The sequence below is a fragment of the Streptomyces sp. NPDC096324 genome, from assembly GCF_044763015.1.
Taxonomy (GTDB): Bacteria; Actinomycetota; Actinomycetes; order Streptomycetales; family Streptomycetaceae; genus Streptomyces.
The window spans coordinates 74,938-94,894 of record NZ_JBIWFK010000009.1 but is presented as its reverse complement, the minus strand read 5'-3'; the positions used below and the strand labels follow the sequence as shown (position 1 = coordinate 94,894).

The window sequence follows — 19,957 nt, the reverse complement described above, 5'->3', positions numbered from 1 at the left end:
TGGCCGGAGGGGCCGGCTGCCCCGCGCCTGAGGAAGCTGCCGGAGGGGCTGAGATTGCCCCCACCGGCTGATGGATCCGCAGGCCCGAGCTCGATCCCCCACCCGAGAAAGAGATCACCGTGACCCACCGCACCACCGTCCGGCCTTCCCTCCAAGCCGTTCTCTTCGACATGGACGGCACGCTCGTGGACACCGAGCGGCTCTGGTGGGAGGCGGTGGAGGAGGTGGCCGGCGCGCTCGGGTACGTCCTGACGGGGGCCGATCAGCCGCACGTCCTCGGACGGCCCGTCGAGCACACCGCCGCATGGCTGGCCGGGGTCACCGGCGCATCGGGGGAGGAGACCGCCGCCGAGCTGCACCGGCAGTTCGCGGACCGGGTCCGTACGGGCGTCGTGCCGCGCCCCGGAGCGAGGGAACTGCTCGACGCGCTCGCCCGTGAGGGCGTGCCCACGGCTCTGGTGACCGCCTCCCCGCGGGCGGTCGCCGACACCGTGCTGGAGGCGCTCGGCGCCGGACGCTTCGCCGTCTCCGTCACCGCCGACGACACCGGGCGCACCAAGCCCGCCCCCGACCCCTACCTCGCCGCCTGCCGCGCCCTCGGGGTCGACCCCGCCGCCTGTGTCGCCGTCGAGGACACCCAGACCGGCGTCACCTCGGCCGAGTCGGCGGGCTGTGCCGTCCTCGCGGTGCCGTCCCTCGCGCCGATCGCGCCCGCCGCCGGCCGCACGGTGCTCGGCAGCCTGGAGGAGGTCTCCCCGGCCCGGCTGCGGGCCATGGTCGCCCCCGGCGGCCTGCGGGTGATGAGCTGGAACCTCTGGCTCGGCGGCACCGAGGTCGACGGGTACCGCGAGAAGCAGCTCAAGGTCATCACGGAGACCGGGGCGGACGTGGTCGGCCTCCAGGAGACGTACGGGGACGCGGCCCGGGAACTCGCCGAAGCCCTGGGCTGGTACCACCACCGGGCCGGCGACAACCTCGGCGTCATCAGCCGCCACCCGATCACCGCCGCGCTCGGCGACCCGGACGTCGGCTTCTACGGGGGAGCCGGAGTCCGGATCGAGCTGGACGGCGGGCAGCGGGTGGACGTCTGGAGCGTCCATCTCGACTGCGCCCCCTACGGCCCCTACGAGGCCCGCTTCGACGGCCTTCCGGCGGCCGGACTGATCGCGCACGAGAGCGGCCGGCTCGCCCGGATGCGGGAGATCCTGCGGCGGATCGCCGACACCTCCGAGGCGTCCGTGCCGGTCGTCCTGACCGGCGACTTCAACGTGCCCTCGCACCTGGACTGGCCGGACGTCGCCTGGCCGGTGACACGGGCCACCGAGGAGGCGGGCCTGCGCGACTCCTACCGGGAGGCCCATCCCGACCCGGTCCGGGACCCGGGACACACCTGGTCGCCCGTCCACACCGAGCACGAGGACGGCAGCGGGCGCCCGGAACCGCAGGACCGGATCGACTTCGTCCTGCACCGGGGCCTGACCGTCCTGGACTCCCGCACAGTGGTCGCCGGAACCCCGCGGACCTGGCCGGATGTGGCCGGCAACGACTGGCCCTCCGACCACGCGGCGGTGGTCACCGTGTTCGCCGTGCCCAGGGGCGACTGACGGGAGGATCCGGTGACGGCGTGCAGCGCGCATTGAACGCTCAGTCAGTCCGGACCATTGCGGTCCGGGCTCAACATCGACTAGTTTGAGCCGCGCCCGCTACCCGCGAGTAACACATGGGTCACCACACGTCACCCGGCCACCCGACCGTCCTGTCGCCCTGGGGAGACCATGCGCTGGCCCATCGGCCGTACGCCCACGGTCCGTTCGCGGATCGTGGCGCTCTCGATCGCTCCGGTGATCGCCCTCATGACACTGTGGAGTTTCGCCATGGTGTCGGTCACCGGCGAACTGCGCGCGCTCGTCCGCCTCCAGGACGTCTACAACGGCTTCGGCACCCCGGTCGACACGGCGGTCGGCCAGATCCAGATCGAAAGGCGTCTCGCCGCCGCCTACTTGGGCTCGCGGCACGGGACACAGCCGGGCGTCGACCTGCTGGCCCAGGAACGCCGCACCGACCGCGCCGTGACCGCCCTGCGCGCGGCGGTCCGCGACGGGGACCGGAGCCTGCTCTCCGGCGATCAGCGGCAGTCGCTCGACACCATGCTCGACTCCGTCGACCGCCTGGAGGGGCTGCGCGGCCGGGTGCTGGCGCACCGCGTCACCTGGGACCGGGCCGTGGCCGAATACAGTGCCCTGGTCGAACCGGGCTTCGACGTCGAGTCCGCGCTCACCGCGCTCCAGGCGGGACAGCTCGCCCGCGAGGCACAGGTCGTCGTCGAACTGGTGCGGGTACGGGAGTTCGTGTCGCGCGAGGACGCGCTCGTCGCCGGGGCACGGGCCGCCGGCACGCTCACCGACCGCCAGTACGACACCCTCACCGCGACCATCGAGGACCGCCGGGTCTTCGAGCAGACCTATGTGCCGGACCTGCCGGCCGACTCGCGTGCCCTCTTCGAGACCTTCCAGCGCGACGACCTCCACCAGGAGCTGACCCGGGACGAGGACGCCCTGCTGCGCGCGGGCGCCGGCCGGGCCGGCAAGGCCGTCGCCGCCGGCTCCTGGCGCACCACCACCGACCGTGCCGTCAAGCGGTACATGCGGCTGTGCACCCAGTCCGCGATCAACTCCGCCGCTCGCGGAAAGGCCTTCGCCTACCGCGAGCTCACCAAGGCCGCCATCGTCGGCGTGCTGGGACTGGCCGCCGTCGCCCTCTCCCTCTGGCTCGCGGTACGCGGAGCCCGGCGCATCTCACGCCGCCTGGAGTCGCTGCGCGACGCCGCCGACCTGCTGACCAATCGGCAACTGCCGCAGGTCATGCGACGGCTGAGCGCCGGTGAGGAGGTCGACGCGGCGGCCGAGGCGCCGCCGCTGGCGGACGTCGAGGCGGTGGCCGACGAGATCGGCCAGGTCGGCCGGTCCTTCAACACCGCCCGGCTCGCCGCCGTCGAGGCCGCCGTCAAGCAGGCCACCCTGCGCCGCGGGCTGTTCGCGGTCCTCCTGAACATCGCCCGCCGCAACCAGGCACTCGTCCACCGCCAGCTCAAGCTCGTCGACACGCTGGAACGCCGGACCGACGACCCCGACGTCCTGGACGACCTGTTCCGGATCGATCACCTCACCACCCGCATGCGGCGCCACGCGGAAAGCCTCATCATCCTCTCCGGCTCGGCCCCCGGCCGCCGCTGGCGACGGCCGGTGCCCGTCGCCGAGGTGGTGTCCTCCGCGGTGAGCGAGATCGAGCAGTACACCCGGGTCGTGGTCCCCCCGATGCCCGAGGTGGGCGTCGCGGCGGACGCCGTCGCCGACGTCGTGCACCTGATCGCCGAACTCGTCGAGAACGCCACGGTGTTCTCACCGCCCCGCACCCAGGTCACCCTGCGCACCGGGCGGGCCGAGAGCGGGTTCGTCCTGGAGATCGACGACCGCGGCCTCGGCCTCGCGCCCGACCAGATCGACGAGGCCCACCGCACCCTCACCACGCCGGAGGACTTCGACCCGACCCGGCACGACCGGCTCGGGCTGTACGTGGTGGGCCGCCTCGCCGCACGGCACGGCATCAAGGTCACGCTGTGCCGCTCCCCGTACGGCGGTACGACGGCCGTGGTGCTGCTCCCGGAGAGCGTGCTCGCACCCGTGGACACCGATCGTCCGGCGCCGGACACGGCTCCGGCGGCGCTTCCCACGCGCACCGGCACCGCGCTCCTCCCGGCGCAGCGCAAAGCGTCCGAGGAGCGGGAGGCCGGCTCCGTACCGCCGGACGACCCGGATCCGGAACAGCCCGGGCTGCCCACCCGGGTCCGTCAGCGGGCCCTCGCCCCGGAGCTGCGCACCGCGGCACCGGTGGCCGACCCGACACCGGAACGCGAGATCACGCCGGAGGAGATGCGCGCGGTCTTCGGAGCCTTCCAGCGCGGCCTCGACCGGGGCCGCCAGGGCCTGCCCACCCGGCCGGGGACCGGCGAGCCCGGCGCCGGGCCGTCCGGCCCCGCGCAGCGAACCGACACCGAGGAAGGGACGGACGCCGACGATGCGCCCTGACCAGCTCCCAGAGCAGCCCGCCCGGACCGCGGCGGCCCGGCACCCGGATCCGGCGGGCACCGCCCCCGGGTCCGAGGACGGCGCCGACCGGCCCGGCACCGATCTCGGGTGGCTGCTCGACGATCTCGTGGCCAGGACCGACCACGTCCGCCAGGCCGTGCTGCTCACCGCCGACGGCCTGCCGCTGAGCTGCTCCGACGGTATGCGCCGACGGGACATCGAACACCTCGCCGCGGTCTGCTCGGGCTTCCACAGCCTCGCCCTCTCGGTGGGCGACCGCTTCGCCGCGGGCGGGGTCCGCCAGACCATGGTGATGCTCGACGACGCCTACCTCTTCATCACCCCGGCGGGTGACGGGAGCCGGCTCGCCGTGCTCAGCGAGGTGCAGACGGACGTCGGACAGCTCGCCCACGAGATGGAACTGCTCGTCCGCCGCGTCGGCCGCCACATGGCCGCGGCCGTACGTTCGGCGGCCGACCCCGCGGGCCGCTGACCCGGCCGTGACCGACGAGCACTGGTACGAGGACGAGACCGGGCCGATGGTGCGGCCCTACACCGTCACCGGGGGCCGGACCCGGCCCTCGGACCGGCACGTCATCGATCTGATGTCCCGGGTCACGGTCCTGGACACGGGCGACGGGCGGCCCGGCGTCGACCACGCGGCGGCCGCGCTGCTCGACCTGGCCCGCCGCGGCCCCCGGCCGGTCGTCGAGCTCGCCGCGGACGCCGACCTGCCGCTGACCGTCGTACGCGTCCTGCTCGGCGACCTGGCCGAGGCCGGTCTGCTGAGCATCGAGGCGCCCTACCGGCCGCCGGACGGCGCGCCCGCGGCCGACCCGGACCTGCTGCGCGAGATCGTGGAGCGCCTGCGCGACCTGTGACCTGCGTCTCCAGGGGTTCGGGACGTTCGGGACTTGACCGCGGGGGGCGCGGCGGGGCGCGCAACGAATCGCCGCCGGGGGCCGGGGGCACGCAACGAATCGTTCAGTGGCGCGCAACAGGTCCTTCTTGTCCCCCCGAGCCGGCCGACCGTACCGTCTAACTGGCCCCCGAACCCCCTCGTACCGGTGGAGAACCCGCATGCGCACAGCCCTGCTCCAGAGCTCCGGCCGCCCCGGCTCGGTCGTCGAGAACCTCAAGGTCCTCGACGAGGCCGCGGGCCGTGCCGCCGCCGTGGGCGCCGGGCTGATCGTGACGTCGGAGATGTTCCTGACCGGCTACGCCATCGGCGACGACATCGCGCGCCTCGCCGAGCCCGCCGACGGCGACTCCGCCGACGCGGTGGCCGAGATCGCCGCCCGGCACGGCGTCGCCGTCGCCTACGGCTACCCCGAGCGCGAGGCCCCCGAGACGGACGGAGCAACGGCGGTCTTCAACTCCGTGCAGCTCATCTCCGCGGACGGCAACCGACTCGCGAACTACCGCAAGACCCACCTCTTCGGCTGCTTCGAGCACGAGCACTTCACGCCCGGCGAGCAGTCCGTCGTCCAGGCGGAACTGGACGGCCTGCGGGTCGGCCTCATGATCTGCTACGACGTCGAGTTCCCGGAGAACGTCCGCGCCCACGCCCTCGCCGGCACCGACCTGCTGCTCGTGCCGACCGCGCAGATGCACCCGTTCCAGTTCGTCGCCGAGTCCGTCGTCCCGGTGCGCGCCTTCGAGAACCAGATGTACGTCGCCTACGTCAACCGCACCGGTCCTGAAGGGGAGTTCGAGTTCGTCGGGCTGTCCACCCTGGCCGGTCCCGACGGCATCGCCCGGGTCCGCGCGGGCCGCGGCGAGGAACTGGTCGTGGCCGACGCCGACCCGGTTCTCCTGGCCGACTCGCGCGAGACGAACCCGTATCTGAAGGACCGCCGCCCCGGCCTCTACGGGTCCCTCGTCTGATCTCCCGCCCGGTCCGCCCCGCCCTCCCCTCATCAGCTTTCGCGCAAGGAGTCCGTACCCCATGACGTCCACCGTGCCCAACGCCGTCCAGCACGCCGACGTGCAGCAGCCGCCGATCACCATGTTCGGCCCGGACTTCCCCTACGCCTACGACGACTTCCTCGCGCACCCCGCGGGCCTCGGGCAGATACCCGCGACCGAGCACGGCACCGAGATCGCGGTGATCGGCGGCGGACTGTCCGGCATCGTGGCCGCGTACGAGCTGATGAAGATGGGCCTCAAGCCCGTCGTGTACGAGGCCGACGAGATCGGCGGCCGGCTGCGCACGGTCGGCTTCGAGGGCTGCGACCCCTCGCTGACCGCCGAGATGGGCGCGATGCGCTTCCCGCCGTCCTCCACCGCCCTCCAGCACTACATCGACCTGGTCGGCCTCCAGACCAGTCCGTTCCCCAACCCGCTCGCCGAGTCGACGCCCTCGACGGTCGTCGACCTCAAGGGCGAGTCGCACTACGCGACCTCCGTCGACGACCTCCCGCAGGTCTACCGCGACGTCATGAACGCCTGGAACGCCTGCCTGGAGGACGGCGCCGACTTCTCCGACATGAACCAGGCCATGCGGGAGCGCGACGTCCCGCGCATCCGCGAGATCTGGTCGAGGCTCGTCGAGAAGCTCGACAACCAGACCTTCTACGGCTTCCTGTGCGACTCGGAGTCCTTCAAGTCCTTCCGGCACCGTGAGATCTTCGGCCAGGTCGGCTTCGGCACCGGCGGCTGGGACACCGACTTCCCGAACTCCATCCTGGAGATCCTGCGGGTCGTCTACACCGAGGCCGACGACCACCACCGCGGCATCGTCGGCGGCTCCCAGCAGCTCCCGCTGCGCCTGTGGGAGCGCGAGCCGGAGAAGATCGTCCACTGGGCGTACGGCACCTCGCTGTCGACCCTGCACGACGGCGCCCCGCGCCCGGCCGTCACCCGGCTGAACCGCACCGCGGGCAACGGCATCACCGTGACGGACGCGAACGGCGACATCCGCACCTACAAGGCGGCGATCTTCACCGCCCAGTCCTGGATGCTGCTCTCCAAGGTCGCCTGCGACGACTCGCTCTTCCCGATCGACCACTGGACGGCGATCGAGCGCACGCACTACATGGAGTCGAGCAAGCTCTTCGTGCCGGTGGACCGGCCGTTCTGGCTGGACAAGGACGAGGAGACCGGCCGTGACGTCATGTCGATGACGCTCACCGACCGGATGACGCGCGGCACCTACCTCCTCGACGACGGCCCGGACAAGCCCGCCGTCATCTGCCTCTCGTACACGTGGTGCGACGACAGCCTGAAGTGGCTGCCGCTGTCCGCGAGCGAGCGGATGGAGGTCATGCTGAAGTCGCTCGGCGAGATCTACCCGAAGGTCGACATCCGCAAGCACATCATCGGCAACCCGGTGACCGTGTCCTGGGAGAACGAGCCCTACTTCATGGGCGCGTTCAAGGCCAACCTGCCGGGTCACTACCGCTACCAGCGCCGCCTGTTCACGCACTTCATGCAGGACACGCTGCCCGAGGACAAGCGGGGCATCTTCCTCGCGGGCGACGACATCTCCTGGACGGCCGGCTGGGCCGAGGGCGCCGTCCAGACCGCGCTGAACGCGGTCTGGGGCGTCATGCACCAGCTCGGCGGGACGACCGACGCGACCAACCCCGGGCCCGGCGACGTCTACGACGAGATCGCACCGGTGGAGCTGCCCGAGGACTGAGCCCCCTCCTCACCCCGCGGCGCGGGCGGCCGGGTCACACCCCGGCCGCCCGCGCCGTTTCGTACACCTCGGCCGCCACGTCCTTCAGCTCCTCGGCGTCCCGGACCTCGCTCTGCAGGTCGAGGAAGATCTCGTCGAGGCCGATCTCCGCGTGGGCGACCAGGTCCGCCACGATCTGACCGACGTCACCCTGGAAGGGCCGCCGGTCGTCGCCCGCGTACGGTTTGGGCGTGTAGCGGGGGTTGGTGCGCAGCACGGTCCGCAGCGGCCGGGTGCGCCCCCGCTCGTCGGCCAGGTCCCGCAACCGGCGCCACTGCGCGGCCAGTTGATCGACGCCCATGCCGATCGGCATCCACCCGTCCGCGTGGTCGACGAGCCGGCGCCTGGCCCTGCCCGTGTTGGCGGCGAGCAGGATCGGGATCGGCCGGGCCGGCTTGGGGCCGACCACGGCCGAGGCGATCTCGGTGAGGGTGCCGTCGTAGACCACCGGGTCGGGGCCCCACACCGCGCGGCACACCCCGATCACCTCGTCCAGGGCGTCGCCGCGCTCCTCGAAGGGCCGGGCGGAGGCGGCCGCGTACTCGTCGAGGGACCAGCCCGTGCCGAGGCCCGCCACGATCCGGCCGCCGCTGGCCGCGTCGAGCGTGGCGAGGGCCTTGGCGAGCTGGAAGGGGGTGTGCAGCGGCGCGACCAGGACGCTGGTGCCGAGTTCGACGCGCTCGGTGACCGCGGCCGCCAGGGCCAGGGTCACCAGGGGGTCGGCGACACCGCGGTAGGAGTCCGGCCAGGCCAGTCCCTCGACGCCGTACAGCCCCTGGGTCGGGGGGTCCGGGAACAGGGCCCGCTCGAAGACCCACAGGCTGTCGAAGCCGATCGCCTCCGCGGCGCGTGCCACGCCGGGCACGTCCTTCCCGAGGTCGAAGTGCTTCATCTGCGGGAGGGTGAGGCCGAGTCGCGTCGTCATACGGGTGTACTCCCTCGCATCCGGGTGTGCCGGAGTGTCAACGTACTGTGAGCGTCCGGTCGTTCCGGTGAGGACCGCGTCGCGTGGCCGGATCAGTCCGGCAGGGGAGTGAGCAGCATCCGGCCGGCCAGGCCCACCGCCGCGTCGAGGCGGTCGCCGAACTCCTCGGCCAGGTCGGGCAGTCCGCGCAGCGCCCACAGGACCCGCGCCGCCGCCCAGGTGGCCTCGCGCGCCCGCTCCAGGCTCCAGGAGCCGAGCAGATGGGTGAGCGGATCGGCGATCTGGAGCAGATCGGGTCCCGGCATCAGCTCTTCGCGGATGCGTTCCTCCAGCGAGACGAGGAGATCGCCCACGCTGTCGAACTCGTCCTCCAGGTCGGCCGGTTCGCAGCCGAGCGTACGGCAGGTGTCCACCACGGCGAGCGCGAGATCGTGCCCGATGTGCGCGTTGATGCCCGCGAGCGCGAACTGCAGGGGCCGTACCCCCGGATGGCGGCGGAAACGCAGCAGCGGCCGCCAGCAGGCGGGCGCCCGGCCCTCCTCGGCCACCGCCAGATAGCGCTCCGCGAACCGCACGTCCAGCGCCGCCGCGGCCCGTCGGTCGGCGAACACCCCGGCGTCCAGACGTCGGTCGAACTCCTCGGTGACCGTGAGGTAGACGCGGTTGAAGACCGCGAGGCCGTCGCGCTCGGGAAGCGTCGCGTCCAGGGCGCGCATACGGGCGACGACCATGTCAACAGAAGTGATGAACTGTGCCGACTGCGCCATGAGGGCAGCGTCCCAGTCCTAGGGTGGCCCGCGTGCCGCCGGGCCGACGGCTTCCCCAGAACGGGGGAACGCGGCCGGGGCCGGAGTGGGAGAACCGTACGTGTCAGGCTCACGTGTCCAACGGCTCGTCGAGGGCGGAGCCGAGCGCGGCAGGTCCGTGGGGCGCGGTGTCATGGTCGCCGTCGCCTCGGTCGTCGTGGCCGCCGGCACCGTGACGGGGACGGTGTCCGCGCTCGGGGATTCCTCGAAGGACGCGGGACCGCCGGTGGCCCGCTCGTCCACCCCCTCTCCGTCCGGCGCGCCGACGCCGGCGGGCGGTCCGGTCACCCCGTCCCCTCCGGGGCGGGCCTCCCCGGAGCCGGCCGCCGAGCCCTCGCCGAGCGCGCGGAGGCCGCGGACCGCGGCGCCCGCCCTCCTCTACCGTCACCCCGACTCCCAGGTGCGCGCCTGGGTCGACGCCCATCCCGGTGACGCCCGGCGCGCGGTCATCGCGTCCCGGATCGCCGACCGTCCGGCCGCGGTGTGGTTCGCGGACTTCTCGCCGTCCACCGTCACCGCGCGGGTCGGGGCCGTGACCTCGGCCGCCGCCGAGCGGGGGCGGGTGCCGGTCCTCGTGCCGTACACCGTCCCGGGGCGCGACTGCGGCGGCGCCTCGGAGGGCGGGGCGCCCGACCTCGCCGCGTACGACGGCTGGATCGACGGCTTCGCGGCGGGGCTCGGATCCCGCGAGGTCGTCGTCGTCCTGGAGCCCGACTCGATCGCCGAGTCCGACTGCCTCACCGAGGGGGAGCGGGCCGGCCGCTTCGCCTCCCTGGCCCGCGCGGGGCGGGTCCTGAAGGCGGCGAACCCCAGGGCCCGGGTCTACTACGACGCGGGCAACTCCGACTGGAATCCGGCCGCCGCGCAGGCCGCGCTGCTGCGCCGGGCGGGCGCGGCCTCGGCCGCCTCATCCGACGGCGTCTTCAGCAACGTCTCCAACTTCAACCGGACGGCCGACGAGACCGCCTACGACCGGCGGGTCCTCGCCGCGCTCGGCGGCCCCCCGGGCCTCGGCGCCGTCGTCGACACCAGCCGCAACGGCAACGGCGCCGCCCCCGGCGGGGAGTGGTGCGATCCGCCGGGCCGCGGGATCGGGCCCGCGCCGACCCTGAGCACCGGGGAGTCCGGGATCGACGCCTACCTGTGGGTGAAGCCGCCGGGGGAGTCGGACGGCTGCCGGGGCGAACCGGGGACGTTCTCTGCCGAGTACGCCTATGAGCTGGCGCGCTGATCCCCGGGCCCGTCGTACGCCGATGTCCCCGCGTCGAGCAGCGGTTCCTGCCGGAGGTGGGCCGGGGCCATCGCCCGCAGCGCGTGATAGCCGGTGATCACGACGATGGTGCCCAGCGCGATGCCGTTCAGCGAGAAGTTGTCCGTGAACTTCAGGGTGACGCCGCCGATACCGATGATGATGCCCGCGGCGGCGGGCACCAGGTTCAGCGGATTGCGCAGGTCCACCCGGGCGTTGAGCCAGATCTGCGCACCGAGCAGGCCGATCATGCCGTAGAGGATGACGGTGATGCCGCCGAGGACACCGCCCGGGATCGCCGCGACCACCGCGCCGAACTTGGGGCACAGCCCGAAGAGCAGGGCGAAGCCGGCGGCGGCCCAGTAGGCGGCCGTGGAGTAGACCCGGGTCGCGGCCATCACGCCGATGTTCTCGGAGTACGTGGTGTTGGGCGGGCCGCCGACCGCGGTGGAGAGCATGGAGGCGGCGCCGTCCGCGGAGATCGCGGTGCCCAGTTCGTCGTCCAGCGGGTCGCCGGTCATCTCGCCGACGGCCTTGACGTGCCCCGCGTTCTCCGCGACCAGCGCGATGACCACCGGCAGCGCGACGAGGATCGCGGACCACTGGAACGTCGGTCCGTGGAACGACGGCAGTCCGATCCAGTCGGCCCGCTCGACCCCGGAGAGGTCAAGGCGCCAGTGGTCGGTGACCTCGCCGCTCGCGTCCGCCGCGTGGATCCGGCCGAAGATCCGGTCGAAGGCCCAGGAGATCGCGTAGCCGAAGACGAGGCCCATGAAGATCGCGATGCGGGACCAGAAGCCGCGCAGGCACACCACGGCCGCGCCGGTCGCCAGCATGGTGAGCAGCGCCGTCCACTGGTCCTGCGGCCAGTACGTGGAGGCGGTCACCGGCGCGAGATTGAACCCGATGAGCATGACGACCGCGCCGGTCACGATCGGCGGCATCGCCGCGTGGATGATCCTCGCCCCGAACCGCTGGACGGCCAGACCGACCAGGAACAGCGCGACGCCGACCACGAAGCACGCTCCGGTCACCGTGGCGCTGGTGCCGCCCTGCGCGCGGATCACGGCGGCGACGCCCACGAAGGAGAGCGAACAGCCCAGGTAGCTGGGCACCCGGCCACGGGTGGCGAGCAGGAAGATGACCGTCGCGACGCCGGACATCATGATCGCGAGGTTGGGGTCGAGTCCCATCAGGACGGGTGCGACGAAAGACGCCCCGAACATCGCCACCAAGTGCTGGGCGCCGAGCCCGAGGGTCCGGGGCCAGGAGAGGCGTTCGTCGGGGCGGACTACCGCTCCCGGGGCGGGAGTCCGCCCGTCGCCGTGCAGTTTCCAGCGAACGCCTACGTCCATGGTGCGGGTTCGCCTTCTCTCTACGTGAATATGTCCGGACCATTGTCACGTCCCACCTGCCGCTCTACGCTCAACCGGTCCATCTCATGAACATCGTTCATATCTATGATCGGAGTGTTCTGTGAGTGCTCGATCCAGACTGAGCCTGACGATCGCGGCGGCCGTGGTCGCGCTCGCGTCCCTCACCACCCCCTCGGCGTCCGCCCGTACGGCGTCCCCGCCCGTCCCCTCGGCGTCCGGCCGGGCCGCGTCCGCGGTGTCCGGCCGGGCCGCGTCCGGACCGCCGGAGACCGTGGTCCTGGACCGTGACCGAATGCGGCGCACCCGCGCCCGGGTGGAGAAGGGCGACCGCCGACTCGCCCACGCTCTTCGGGAGTTGACGGTCCGCGCCGACAACTGGCTGGACCAGGGCCCCTGGACGGTCGTCGACAAGCCGAAACCCGCCCCCGGCGGCGACGTTCACGACTACCTCAGCCAGGCCCCCTACTGGTGGCCCTCGCAGCCGGCCACCGCCGCCAATCCCTGGGGGTGCCCCTACGTCCAGCGGGACGGACAGCGCAATCCCGAGGTGGACACCGGCACCGACCGCCAGGACGTGGAGAAGGTGTTCGACTCGACGTACGACCTCGCGCTCGCCTGGTACTACACCGGCGAGAAGCGGTACGCCGTGAAGGCCGCCCAGGTCCTGCGCACCTGGTTCCTCGACCCGGCCACGCGGATGAACCCGAACCTGGACCACGGCCAGTTCATCCCCTGCAAGTACGACGGCCGGGCCATCGGCGTCATCGACTTCTCGCAGTCCTACACCAGCGTCCTCGACGCGATCGCCCTCCTGGACACCGGCGCCCCCGGCTGGTCCCGGCGCGACCGGGCCGCGATGCTCGCCTGGAACACCGGCTACCGCGACTGGCTGACGGGCAGCGCCTTCGGCAAGGAGGAGGGCGCGGCGCGCAACAACCACGGCACCTTCTACGACATGCAGCTCGCCGCCCTCGCGTACGCGACCGGCGACAGGGACCTCGCCCGCAGGACCGTGCTCGCCGTGGGCGCCCTGCGCATCGACCCGCAGATCGCCGCGGACGGCAGTCAGCCCCAGGAGCTCGCCCGGACCCGGAGCTGGCACTACTCGACCTTCGACCTGGTCGCGTACACCCGGCTCGCGGCCATCGGCCGCAAGGTCGGCGTGGACCTGTGGGCGTACCGGGGGCCGGACGGCCAGAGCCTGTTCAAGGCCGTCGACCACCTGCTGCCCGCCGCGACCGGGGCCGAGCCGTGGAGCCATCCCGAGCTGGAGTTCCACCGCTTCGCGGCGAGCGATGTGGTGCGCGCCGCCGCCGACGCGGGGGACCGGGCCGCGCGGGCCGCCGTGCCGGAGCTCGAAGCGCCGCCCGGCGGTGATCTGTGGGAGCTGCGGCCGGCCGCCGAGCAGCTCGACTCGATCACCGGCTGATCCCGCCCGGACGGGGTTCCTGAGCGTTTGCTTAGGATGGGGGAGTCATGTCAGCCAGGCCCGCCTCGTGCGCGCGCCGCAGCACGCTCCAGGAGCCCCGCCCGTGACCGCCGAAGCACTCGTCGCCCCCACCCTCCCGTACGGACGGCTCCTGCCCGTCACCGTGCACTTCGACGACCTCGACGCGCTCGGACTGCTGCACAACGCCCGCTACCCGGTCCTGGTCGAGCGCGCCTGGACCGCGCTGTGGAACGAGCGCGGCTTCGGCTTCGACGGCGACTGGGAGGCGGCCGGGGACTCGTGCAACGCGGTCAAGGAACTGCGGATCAGCTACGAGGCCCCGGTCAGCCGTCCCGGCCCCTACGCCGTCCACCTCTGGCTGGAGAGGCTCGGGAACACCGGGCTGACGTACGGCTTCCGGTTCTGCTCCCCCGACGGCGCGGTCACCTACGCGCACGGAACCCGGGTGCTCGTCAGACTCGACGCCGGGACGCTGCGCCCGACGCCGTGGAGCGACCGGTTCAGGGCCGTGGGCCGGGAACTGCTGCGCTCGGAGGGCTGACCTTCGCGCTGACGCGGTCCCCGGCGCGCAGCACACCCGCGAGCGTGACCAGCCCGAACGCCAGGATCGTGACCAGCCCGAACGACACCATCAGGTTCGTCGCCTGCGCCACGGACCCGATCAGGCTCGGCGCGATGAGCCCCGAGGTGTACGTGATGGTGGCGACGCCGGCGATGGCCTGACTGGGGTTGGGGCCGCTGCGCCCGGCCGCCGCGAAGCAGAGCGGCACGACGACCGCGATCCCGAGCCCGAGCAGCGCGAAGCCGCCCATCGCCACCGCCGGATGCTCCGCGACGACGATCAGCAGCCCGCCGAACACGGCCAGCACACCGCCCGCCCGCACGGTCCGCACGGCGCCGAACCGGTTCACCACCGTGTCGCCGACCAGCCGGGCCACCGCCATGGTCAGCATGAATCCGGTGGTCGAGGCCGCGGCCAGAGCGGCCGAGCTGTCCAGCCGGTCGCGCAGATAGACCGCCGACCAGTCCAGGCTCGCGCCCTCCGCGAAGACCGCGCAGAAGCCGACCGCGCCGATGAGCAGCGCCGACCGGGGCGGCAGCGCGAAACGCGGCGGCGGCTCCTCGTCCTCGGTGGGCTGGAGGTCGAGCACCCAGCGGCAGGCGACCAGGCCGAGGAGCGTGAGGGTCGCCGCGGCCAGGGCGTGGTGCAGGCGCGCGTCGGCGCCCAGGTGCGCGGCGAGCGTGCCGGCCGCCGCGCCGATCAGCGCCCCGGCGCTCCACATGCCGTGCAGCCCGGACATGATCGACTTGTCGAGGCGGTTCTCGACCTCGACTCCCAGCGCGTTCATCGCCACGTCCGCCATCCCCGCCGTGGCGCCGTACACGAACATCGCGAGGCACAGGGTCGGCAGGTTCGGCGCCAGGGACGGCAGGACCAGGGCCAGCGTCCACAGGGCGATGAGTCCGCGCAGCGCCGTGCGGCTGCCGAAGCGGTGGGTGATGCGGCCGGCCAGCGGCATCGAGCAGGACGCGCCGAGCGCGGTGAAGGCGAGGGCGAAGCCGAGCTGCCCCGCGCTGACCGACGCGTGGTCCTGGATCCACGGCACCCGGGTCGCGAAGGACCCGGTGACGGCTCCGTGCACGGCGAACACGGCCGCCACGGCGTACCGGGCGCGCCTGACCTCGCGTTGGTCGTGGACGACTTCACTCATGCTCGGGCCCCTCCCCAGTGATGGTTCCACGGCGTGCGGCCGTAAACTATCAGGAACCCTGCCTGATAAATAGATGACCGCTCGCCGCCCGGTCGTCCGGCGGCCTCGGCGATCTGGGAGGATTCCCGCCATGCCCGCATCCCCGAGCACCGCACGGGCCATCAACGACCGGCTCGCCCTGCGGCTGCTGCAGCAGGAAGGCCCTTTGACGGCCACGCGGTTGAAGCAGCTCACCGGACTGTCCCGGCCGACGGTCGCCGATCTCGTGGAACGCCTCACGGCCTCCGGCCTCGTCACCGTCGTCGGGGAATCGGGGGAGCAGCGGCGCGGCCCGAACGCCCGGGTCTACGGGATCGTCGCGGACCGCGCGCACCTGGCCGCGCTGGACGTCCGTACGGAGGGAGTCTCCGTCGTCGTCTCCGATCTGGTCGGCCGCGTCCTGGCCGAGGCGTCCGCGCCCATCGGGGAGGGCGCCGGGACCGGACCGGCGGTGGAGCAGGCGGTCGCGCTGGTCGAGCGGGCGGCGAAGGAGGCCGGGGCCCTCGGGGCGGCGCCCCCGCGCGGTCGCGACGGGGGGTGGGGCAGGCTCCACACCGTCGGCATCGGGGCGCCCGGTCTGATCGATCCCGCCAGCGGTGAACTCCGCAACTCCACCGGCCTGCCCGAGTGGCACCGGCGTCTGGTCGCGGCCCTCCAGGAACGGCTCCCCGAGGCCCGCGTCCTCGTCGAGAACGAGACCAACCTCGCGGCCATCGCCGAACAGCGGGACGGCGTCGCCCGCGACCGCGACACCTTCGTCCTGCTGTGGCTGGGTCACGGCACCGGTGCCGCCGTCGTCCTCGACGGCGCCCTGCGCCGCGGTGCCTCCGGGGGGACCGGCGAGATCGGCTTCCTGCCGGTTCCGGGCACCACGAGCCTGCCCTCGGCGACCGACTGCGGGGGCGGCTTCCACTCGCTCGTCGGGTCCGCGGCGATCGCGGAGCTGGCGGCGCGGTACGGCGTCCCGGCGCGGCCCGAGGGCCACGAACCGCACGCCGCCGCGCTGGTCCGGCAGGCCCTGGCCACCCCCGGCTCCGCGGCGGCCGACGGCTTCCTCGGCGCCCTCGCCGACCGCCTCGCCATCGGGGCGGCCTCCGTCAGCGCCGTGCTGGACCCCGGCTGTGTCGTCCTCGGCGGCGAGGTGGGCCGGGCGGGCGGCGAGGAACTCGCGGCACGCGTCGAGCGACGGCTCGCCGGTATGTCGCCGCTCCCGACCGAGGTGCGCGCGAGCACGCTGGGCGGCGGCGCGGTGCTGCGCGGCGCCCTGCTGACCGCGCGCGACGGCGCCCAGGACGAACTGTTCGCACCGCCGCCGTCCCGGTAGGGCTGGTCGCACCGCCGTCGTCCGGGTGGGGCTGGTTGCTCCGCCGTCTTCCCGGTGGGCCCGGTCGCTCCGCCGTCCCGGCGGGCCGGGCGCGGGCCGGCTGGAGACCCGGCGGCGGGGCAAGGGCCTTCGTCACCGCCGCCGGGTCGATCGTGGGGGGACCGGCAATGAATGATCACGCAGTCTTGATCGAGGACATTAAGAGGACTAGACCAGAGCGTCAATAGGTATGGACCAGTTGCGGGAACCTGTGACCTGCCCCAAGGCCGCCCGGGGTCAAGGACGTTGGCCGGGAGGCCGTTCCGTGGAAGTCCATGCCGAGCCGCTGTGAGCCACCCCACAGAGGTACGGCCGTATGACCTTCGTTCGGGCGTGGCACACTGGCCATGTACCAGAAGCAGCGCACTCCGGGGTCGGTGTAATTCCGAACCGGCGGTTATAGTCCGCGACCCGGCCGCTTCCAGCGGCCGGTTGACCAGGTGGAATTCCTGGACCGACGGTTAAAGTCCGGATGGGAGGCAGTGCGCGGCGGGCGGGCATTTCGTGCGTGCTGCCGTTTGTTGCTGCTCGTCCTGCGGGACGGGTGTCCTTTCGGCGTCGCTCCCGGTGTGCCGCGGTCCGCTCATTGTGTCGTCATCGACAGCCCCGGAGTCCGTGCCCCATGAGGCAGGAGGACCCGGGAAGTGTTCACCGGAATCGTCGAAGAGCTGGGTGAGGTCACCGCCGTCGAGATTCTCGACGACGCCTCGCGTTTCCGGCTGCGTGGCCCCGTCGTCACGCAGGGCGCGCAGCACGGCGACTCCATCGCCGTCAACGGAGTCTGTCTCACCGTGGTCGAGCACGAGGGCGACGAGTTCACCGCCGACGTCATGGCCGAGACCCTGGACCGCTCCAGCCTCGGGGCCCTCACCGTCGGCTCCCGCGTCAACCTGGAACGGCCGATGGCCGTGGGCGACCGCCTCGGCGGCCACATCGTGCAGGGACACGTCGACGGCACCGGCGCGGTCATCGAGCGCAAGCCGTCCGAGAACTGGGAGATCGTCAAGATCTCACTGCCCGCCGACCTTTCGCGCTACGTGGTCGAGAAGGGCTCCATCACCGTCGACGGCATCAGCCTGACCGTGGTCGACGCCGGCCCCGACTTCTTCACCGTCAGCCTCATCCCCACCACCCTCGACCTGACCACCCTGGGCCACAAGCAGCCCGGCGACCCGGTCAACCTCGAGGTCGACGTCATCGCCAAGTACGTCGAGCGCCTGCTCGGCGCGCGCGGCGAGCAGCCCGGCGGTCTGCCCGGAAGCCAGGGAGCCGGCCGGTGAACTGGCTCAACTCCGAGGCGTTCGTCCTCCTCGACCAGCACATCATGTGGTCGGACATGATCGGCAACGTGATCGGTCTGATCGCCCTCGCGCTCGGCTGGCGGCGCTCCGTGTGGAGCTGGCCCGTCCAGCTCCTGTCCGGGGTCGTCCTCTTCGTCGCCTTCTTCGGCCACCTCACCGGCAGTGCCGGCAAGCAGGTCGTCGTCATCGCCGTCGCCCTGTGGGGCTGGTGGCAGTGGAACCGCGGCGAGGGCAAGGACGGGCGCGTCTCCGTACGGTTCGCCACCTGGCGCGAACGCGCGTACATGGCGGCCGCCGCGGTCGTCGGCACCCTCGCCGTCAGCGCCCTGTTCCACGCGTACCCGACGCTGTCCTGGGATCCCTGGCCCGACGCGTACATCTTCGTCGGCACGATCGTCGCCATGTACGCGCAGGCCCGCGGCATGGTCGAGTTCTGGTTCGCCTGGCTGCTGGTCGACCTGGTGGGCGTCCCGCTCAACTTCGCCAACGGCTACGCCTTCTCCGGTTTCGTCTACGTCCTGTACGGCGCGCTCGTCCTGTGGGGCATGCGCGACTGGTGGCTGCGCTCCCGTGAGGCCGGGCAGCCCGTCATGGAAGGAGCCCCGGCATGACAACGGCGCCGGTTTGGTACAGCACCGGGCACGATCAGGATGCCTCGGACTTCGCGCTCGACCCCGTCGAGCAGGCCATCGCCGACATCGCGGCCGGCCGCCCCATCGTGGTCGTCGACGACGAGGACCGGGAGAACGAGGGAGACCTCGTCGTCGCCGCCGAGATGGCGACCCCCGAGATCGTCGCCTTCATGATGAGCGAGTGCCGCGGACTGATCTGCGCGCCCATGGAGGGCGACGAACTCGACCGGCTGCGCCTGCCGCAGATGGTCGACGACAACACCGAGTCGATGAAGACCGCGTTCACGGTGTCGGTGGACGCGTCCGCCGCCCACGGGGTCACCACCGGCATCTCGGCGGCCGACCGCGCCGCCACGCTGCGGCTCCTCGCGGACGGTGCCTCGGAGGCCGGCGACTTCGTGCGCCCCGGGCACATCTTCCCGCTGCGCGCACGGCCCGGAGGTGTGCTGGCCCGCAACGGCCACACGGAGGCCGCCGTCGACCTGGCCCGGCTGGCGGGACTGCGCCCGGCCGGCGCGATCGTCGAGATCGCGGGTGAGGACGGCCGGATGCTCCGGCTGCCCGAGCTGATCCCCTTCGCCCGCAAGCACGGCCTGACGATCATCTCCATCGAGGACCTGATCGCCTACCGCCGCACCGCGGAACGCACCCTGGCGGACGAGACCGGCGCGGCCCCCGCCGCTCCCACCGTCCGGCGCGAGGCCGAGGTCCGTCTCCCCACCGCCTTCGGCGAGTTCACCGCGTACGGCTACCGGTCCACCGCCGACGGCGTCGAGCACGTCGCCCTCGTGCACGGCGAGATCGGCGACGGCGAGGACGTCCTCGTCCGCGTCCACTCCGAATGCCTGACCGGCGACGTCTTCCACTCGCACCGCTGCGACTGCGGCCCCCAGCTCCAGACGTCCATGGAGCGCATCCAGACCGAGGGCCGGGGCATCGTGGTCTACCTCCGCGGCCACGAGGGGCGCGGTATCGGCCTGCTCTCCAAGCTCCGCGCGTACGAGCTCCAGGAGCGCGGCCGGGACACCCTCGACGCCAACCTGGAACTCGGCCTGCCCGCCGACGCCCGGGACTACGGCGCGAGCGCGCGGATCCTGGAGGACCTCGGCGTCCGCAGCCTGCGCCTGATGACCAACAACCCCGACAAGACCGACGCGCTCGTCCGGTACGGGCTGCGGGTCACCGACCGGGAGCCCATGCCCGTCCAGGCGGGCGAGCACAATCTCGGCTATCTGCGCACCAAGCGGGACCGGATGGGGCACGACCTGCCCTGGCTCGACCCGGTCACGGTGTCGGCCTGCGGGAGCCAGTGACCCGTACGGCACAGGACCACCGGC

Annotated in this window: 17 protein-coding genes and 1 riboswitch; of the genes, 13 read left to right on the top strand and 4 right to left on the bottom strand. The window is 72.7% G+C overall.

The features are described 5' to 3' along the window. The first annotated feature begins 113 nt into the window (after positions 1-113). From ACIQ7M_RS25350 to ACIQ7M_RS25325, 6 genes are all read left to right on the top strand, one after another. On the top strand, positions 114-1,604 hold the full coding sequence (locus ACIQ7M_RS25350) for an HAD-IA family hydrolase (RefSeq protein ID WP_403648943.1): 1,491 nt from the start codon (positions 114-116) through the stop codon (positions 1,602-1,604). Between the two features lie 171 nt (positions 1,605-1,775). Further along, entirely contained in the window at positions 1,776-4,085 is a 2,310-nt protein-coding gene (locus ACIQ7M_RS25345) for a nitrate- and nitrite sensing domain-containing protein (RefSeq protein ID WP_403648363.1), read from the top strand. Next, on the top strand, positions 4,075-4,578 hold the full coding sequence (locus tag ACIQ7M_RS25340; protein ID WP_355770256.1) for a roadblock/LC7 domain-containing protein: 504 nt from the start codon (positions 4,075-4,077) through the stop codon (positions 4,576-4,578). The genes ACIQ7M_RS25345 and ACIQ7M_RS25340 overlap by 11 nt, the downstream gene beginning before the upstream one ends. Positions 4,579-4,585: 7 nt before the next feature. Continuing rightward, on the top strand, positions 4,586-4,966 hold the full coding sequence (locus tag ACIQ7M_RS25335) for a DUF742 domain-containing protein (RefSeq protein WP_403648360.1): 381 nt from the start codon (positions 4,586-4,588) through the stop codon (positions 4,964-4,966). 199 nt (positions 4,967-5,165) lie between these two features. Further along, positions 5,166-5,972: a carbon-nitrogen hydrolase family protein gene (locus ACIQ7M_RS25330; RefSeq protein ID WP_403648357.1), complete on the top strand. Its 807-nt coding sequence runs from the start codon at positions 5,166-5,168 to the stop codon at positions 5,970-5,972. A 61-nt stretch (positions 5,973-6,033) separates the two neighbouring features. Beyond that, a complete protein-coding gene (locus ACIQ7M_RS25325; RefSeq protein WP_386987962.1) occupies positions 6,034-7,728 on the top strand; it encodes a flavin monoamine oxidase family protein in 1,695 nt (564 codons plus the stop codon). 34 nt (positions 7,729-7,762) lie between these two features. Here ACIQ7M_RS25325 and ACIQ7M_RS25320 read toward each other — a convergent pair whose 3' ends face one another. Together ACIQ7M_RS25320 and ACIQ7M_RS25315 are read right to left on the bottom strand one after the other, a co-directional pair. After that, positions 7,763-8,692, bottom strand: a complete 930-nt coding sequence (locus ACIQ7M_RS25320) for an LLM class F420-dependent oxidoreductase (RefSeq protein WP_403648354.1) — start codon at positions 8,690-8,692, stop codon at positions 7,763-7,765. A gap of 92 nt (positions 8,693-8,784) precedes the next feature. After that, a complete protein-coding gene (locus ACIQ7M_RS25315) occupies positions 8,785-9,459 on the bottom strand; it encodes a DUF5995 family protein (RefSeq protein WP_403648351.1) in 675 nt (224 codons plus the stop codon). A 172-nt stretch (positions 9,460-9,631) separates the two neighbouring features. On the opposite strand from ACIQ7M_RS25315, the gene ACIQ7M_RS25310 reads away from it, so the two are divergent. Next, positions 9,632-10,729, top strand: a complete 1,098-nt coding sequence (locus ACIQ7M_RS25310; protein WP_403648940.1) for a glycoside hydrolase family 6 protein — start codon at positions 9,632-9,634, stop codon at positions 10,727-10,729. Here ACIQ7M_RS25310 and ACIQ7M_RS25305 read toward each other — a convergent pair. Beyond that, on the bottom strand, positions 10,711-12,102 hold the full coding sequence (locus tag ACIQ7M_RS25305) for a uracil-xanthine permease family protein (RefSeq protein WP_403648348.1): 1,392 nt from the start codon (positions 12,100-12,102) through the stop codon (positions 10,711-10,713). The genes ACIQ7M_RS25310 and ACIQ7M_RS25305 overlap by 19 nt on opposite strands. Before the next feature lie 121 nt (positions 12,103-12,223). Here ACIQ7M_RS25305 and ACIQ7M_RS25300 point away from each other — a divergent pair, with 121 nt between their 5' ends. Continuing rightward, on the top strand, positions 12,224-13,552 hold the full coding sequence (locus ACIQ7M_RS25300) for an alginate lyase family protein (RefSeq protein WP_403648344.1): 1,329 nt from the start codon (positions 12,224-12,226) through the stop codon (positions 13,550-13,552). Positions 13,553-13,655: 103 nt separating this feature from the next. Further along, entirely contained in the window at positions 13,656-14,114 is a 459-nt protein-coding gene (locus ACIQ7M_RS25295; protein ID WP_403648339.1) for an acyl-CoA thioesterase, read from the top strand. Here ACIQ7M_RS25295 and ACIQ7M_RS25290 read toward each other — a convergent pair. Next, positions 14,074-15,285: an MFS transporter gene (locus tag ACIQ7M_RS25290; RefSeq protein ID WP_386980220.1), complete on the bottom strand. Its 1,212-nt coding sequence runs from the start codon at positions 15,283-15,285 to the stop codon at positions 14,074-14,076. The genes ACIQ7M_RS25295 and ACIQ7M_RS25290 overlap by 41 nt on opposite strands. A 130-nt stretch (positions 15,286-15,415) precedes the next feature. Here ACIQ7M_RS25290 and ACIQ7M_RS25285 point away from each other — a divergent pair, with 130 nt between their 5' ends. The 4 genes from ACIQ7M_RS25285 to ACIQ7M_RS25270 all read left to right on the top strand — a co-directional run bounded on the left by ACIQ7M_RS25285 (position 15,416) and on the right by ACIQ7M_RS25270 (position 19,933). Continuing rightward, complete coding sequence (locus ACIQ7M_RS25285; protein ID WP_403648336.1) at positions 15,416-16,648, top strand: ROK family transcriptional regulator; 1,233 nt, start codon at positions 15,416-15,418, stop codon at positions 16,646-16,648. A 398-nt stretch (positions 16,649-17,046) separates the two neighbouring features. After that, positions 17,047-17,177: riboswitch (FMN riboswitch) on the top strand. A 154-nt stretch (positions 17,178-17,331) separates the two neighbouring features. Next, the gene (locus tag ACIQ7M_RS25280) at positions 17,332-17,967 is read left to right on the top strand and encodes a riboflavin synthase (RefSeq protein ID WP_403648333.1); all 636 of its coding nucleotides are present in this window, start codon (positions 17,332-17,334) and stop codon (positions 17,965-17,967) included. Next, positions 17,964-18,599, top strand: coding sequence for a nicotinamide riboside transporter PnuC (locus tag ACIQ7M_RS25275; protein ID WP_403648330.1), 636 nt, complete (start codon positions 17,964-17,966; stop codon positions 18,597-18,599). The genes ACIQ7M_RS25280 and ACIQ7M_RS25275 overlap by 4 nt, the downstream gene beginning before the upstream one ends. Then, positions 18,596-19,933 (top strand): bifunctional 3,4-dihydroxy-2-butanone-4-phosphate synthase/GTP cyclohydrolase II, encoded by a 1,338-nt coding sequence (locus tag ACIQ7M_RS25270; RefSeq protein ID WP_403648327.1) that lies wholly within the window; start codon positions 18,596-18,598, stop codon positions 19,931-19,933. Before ACIQ7M_RS25275 ends, ACIQ7M_RS25270 begins: the two co-directional genes overlap by 4 nt. Positions 19,934-19,957: the final 24 nt, after the last annotated feature.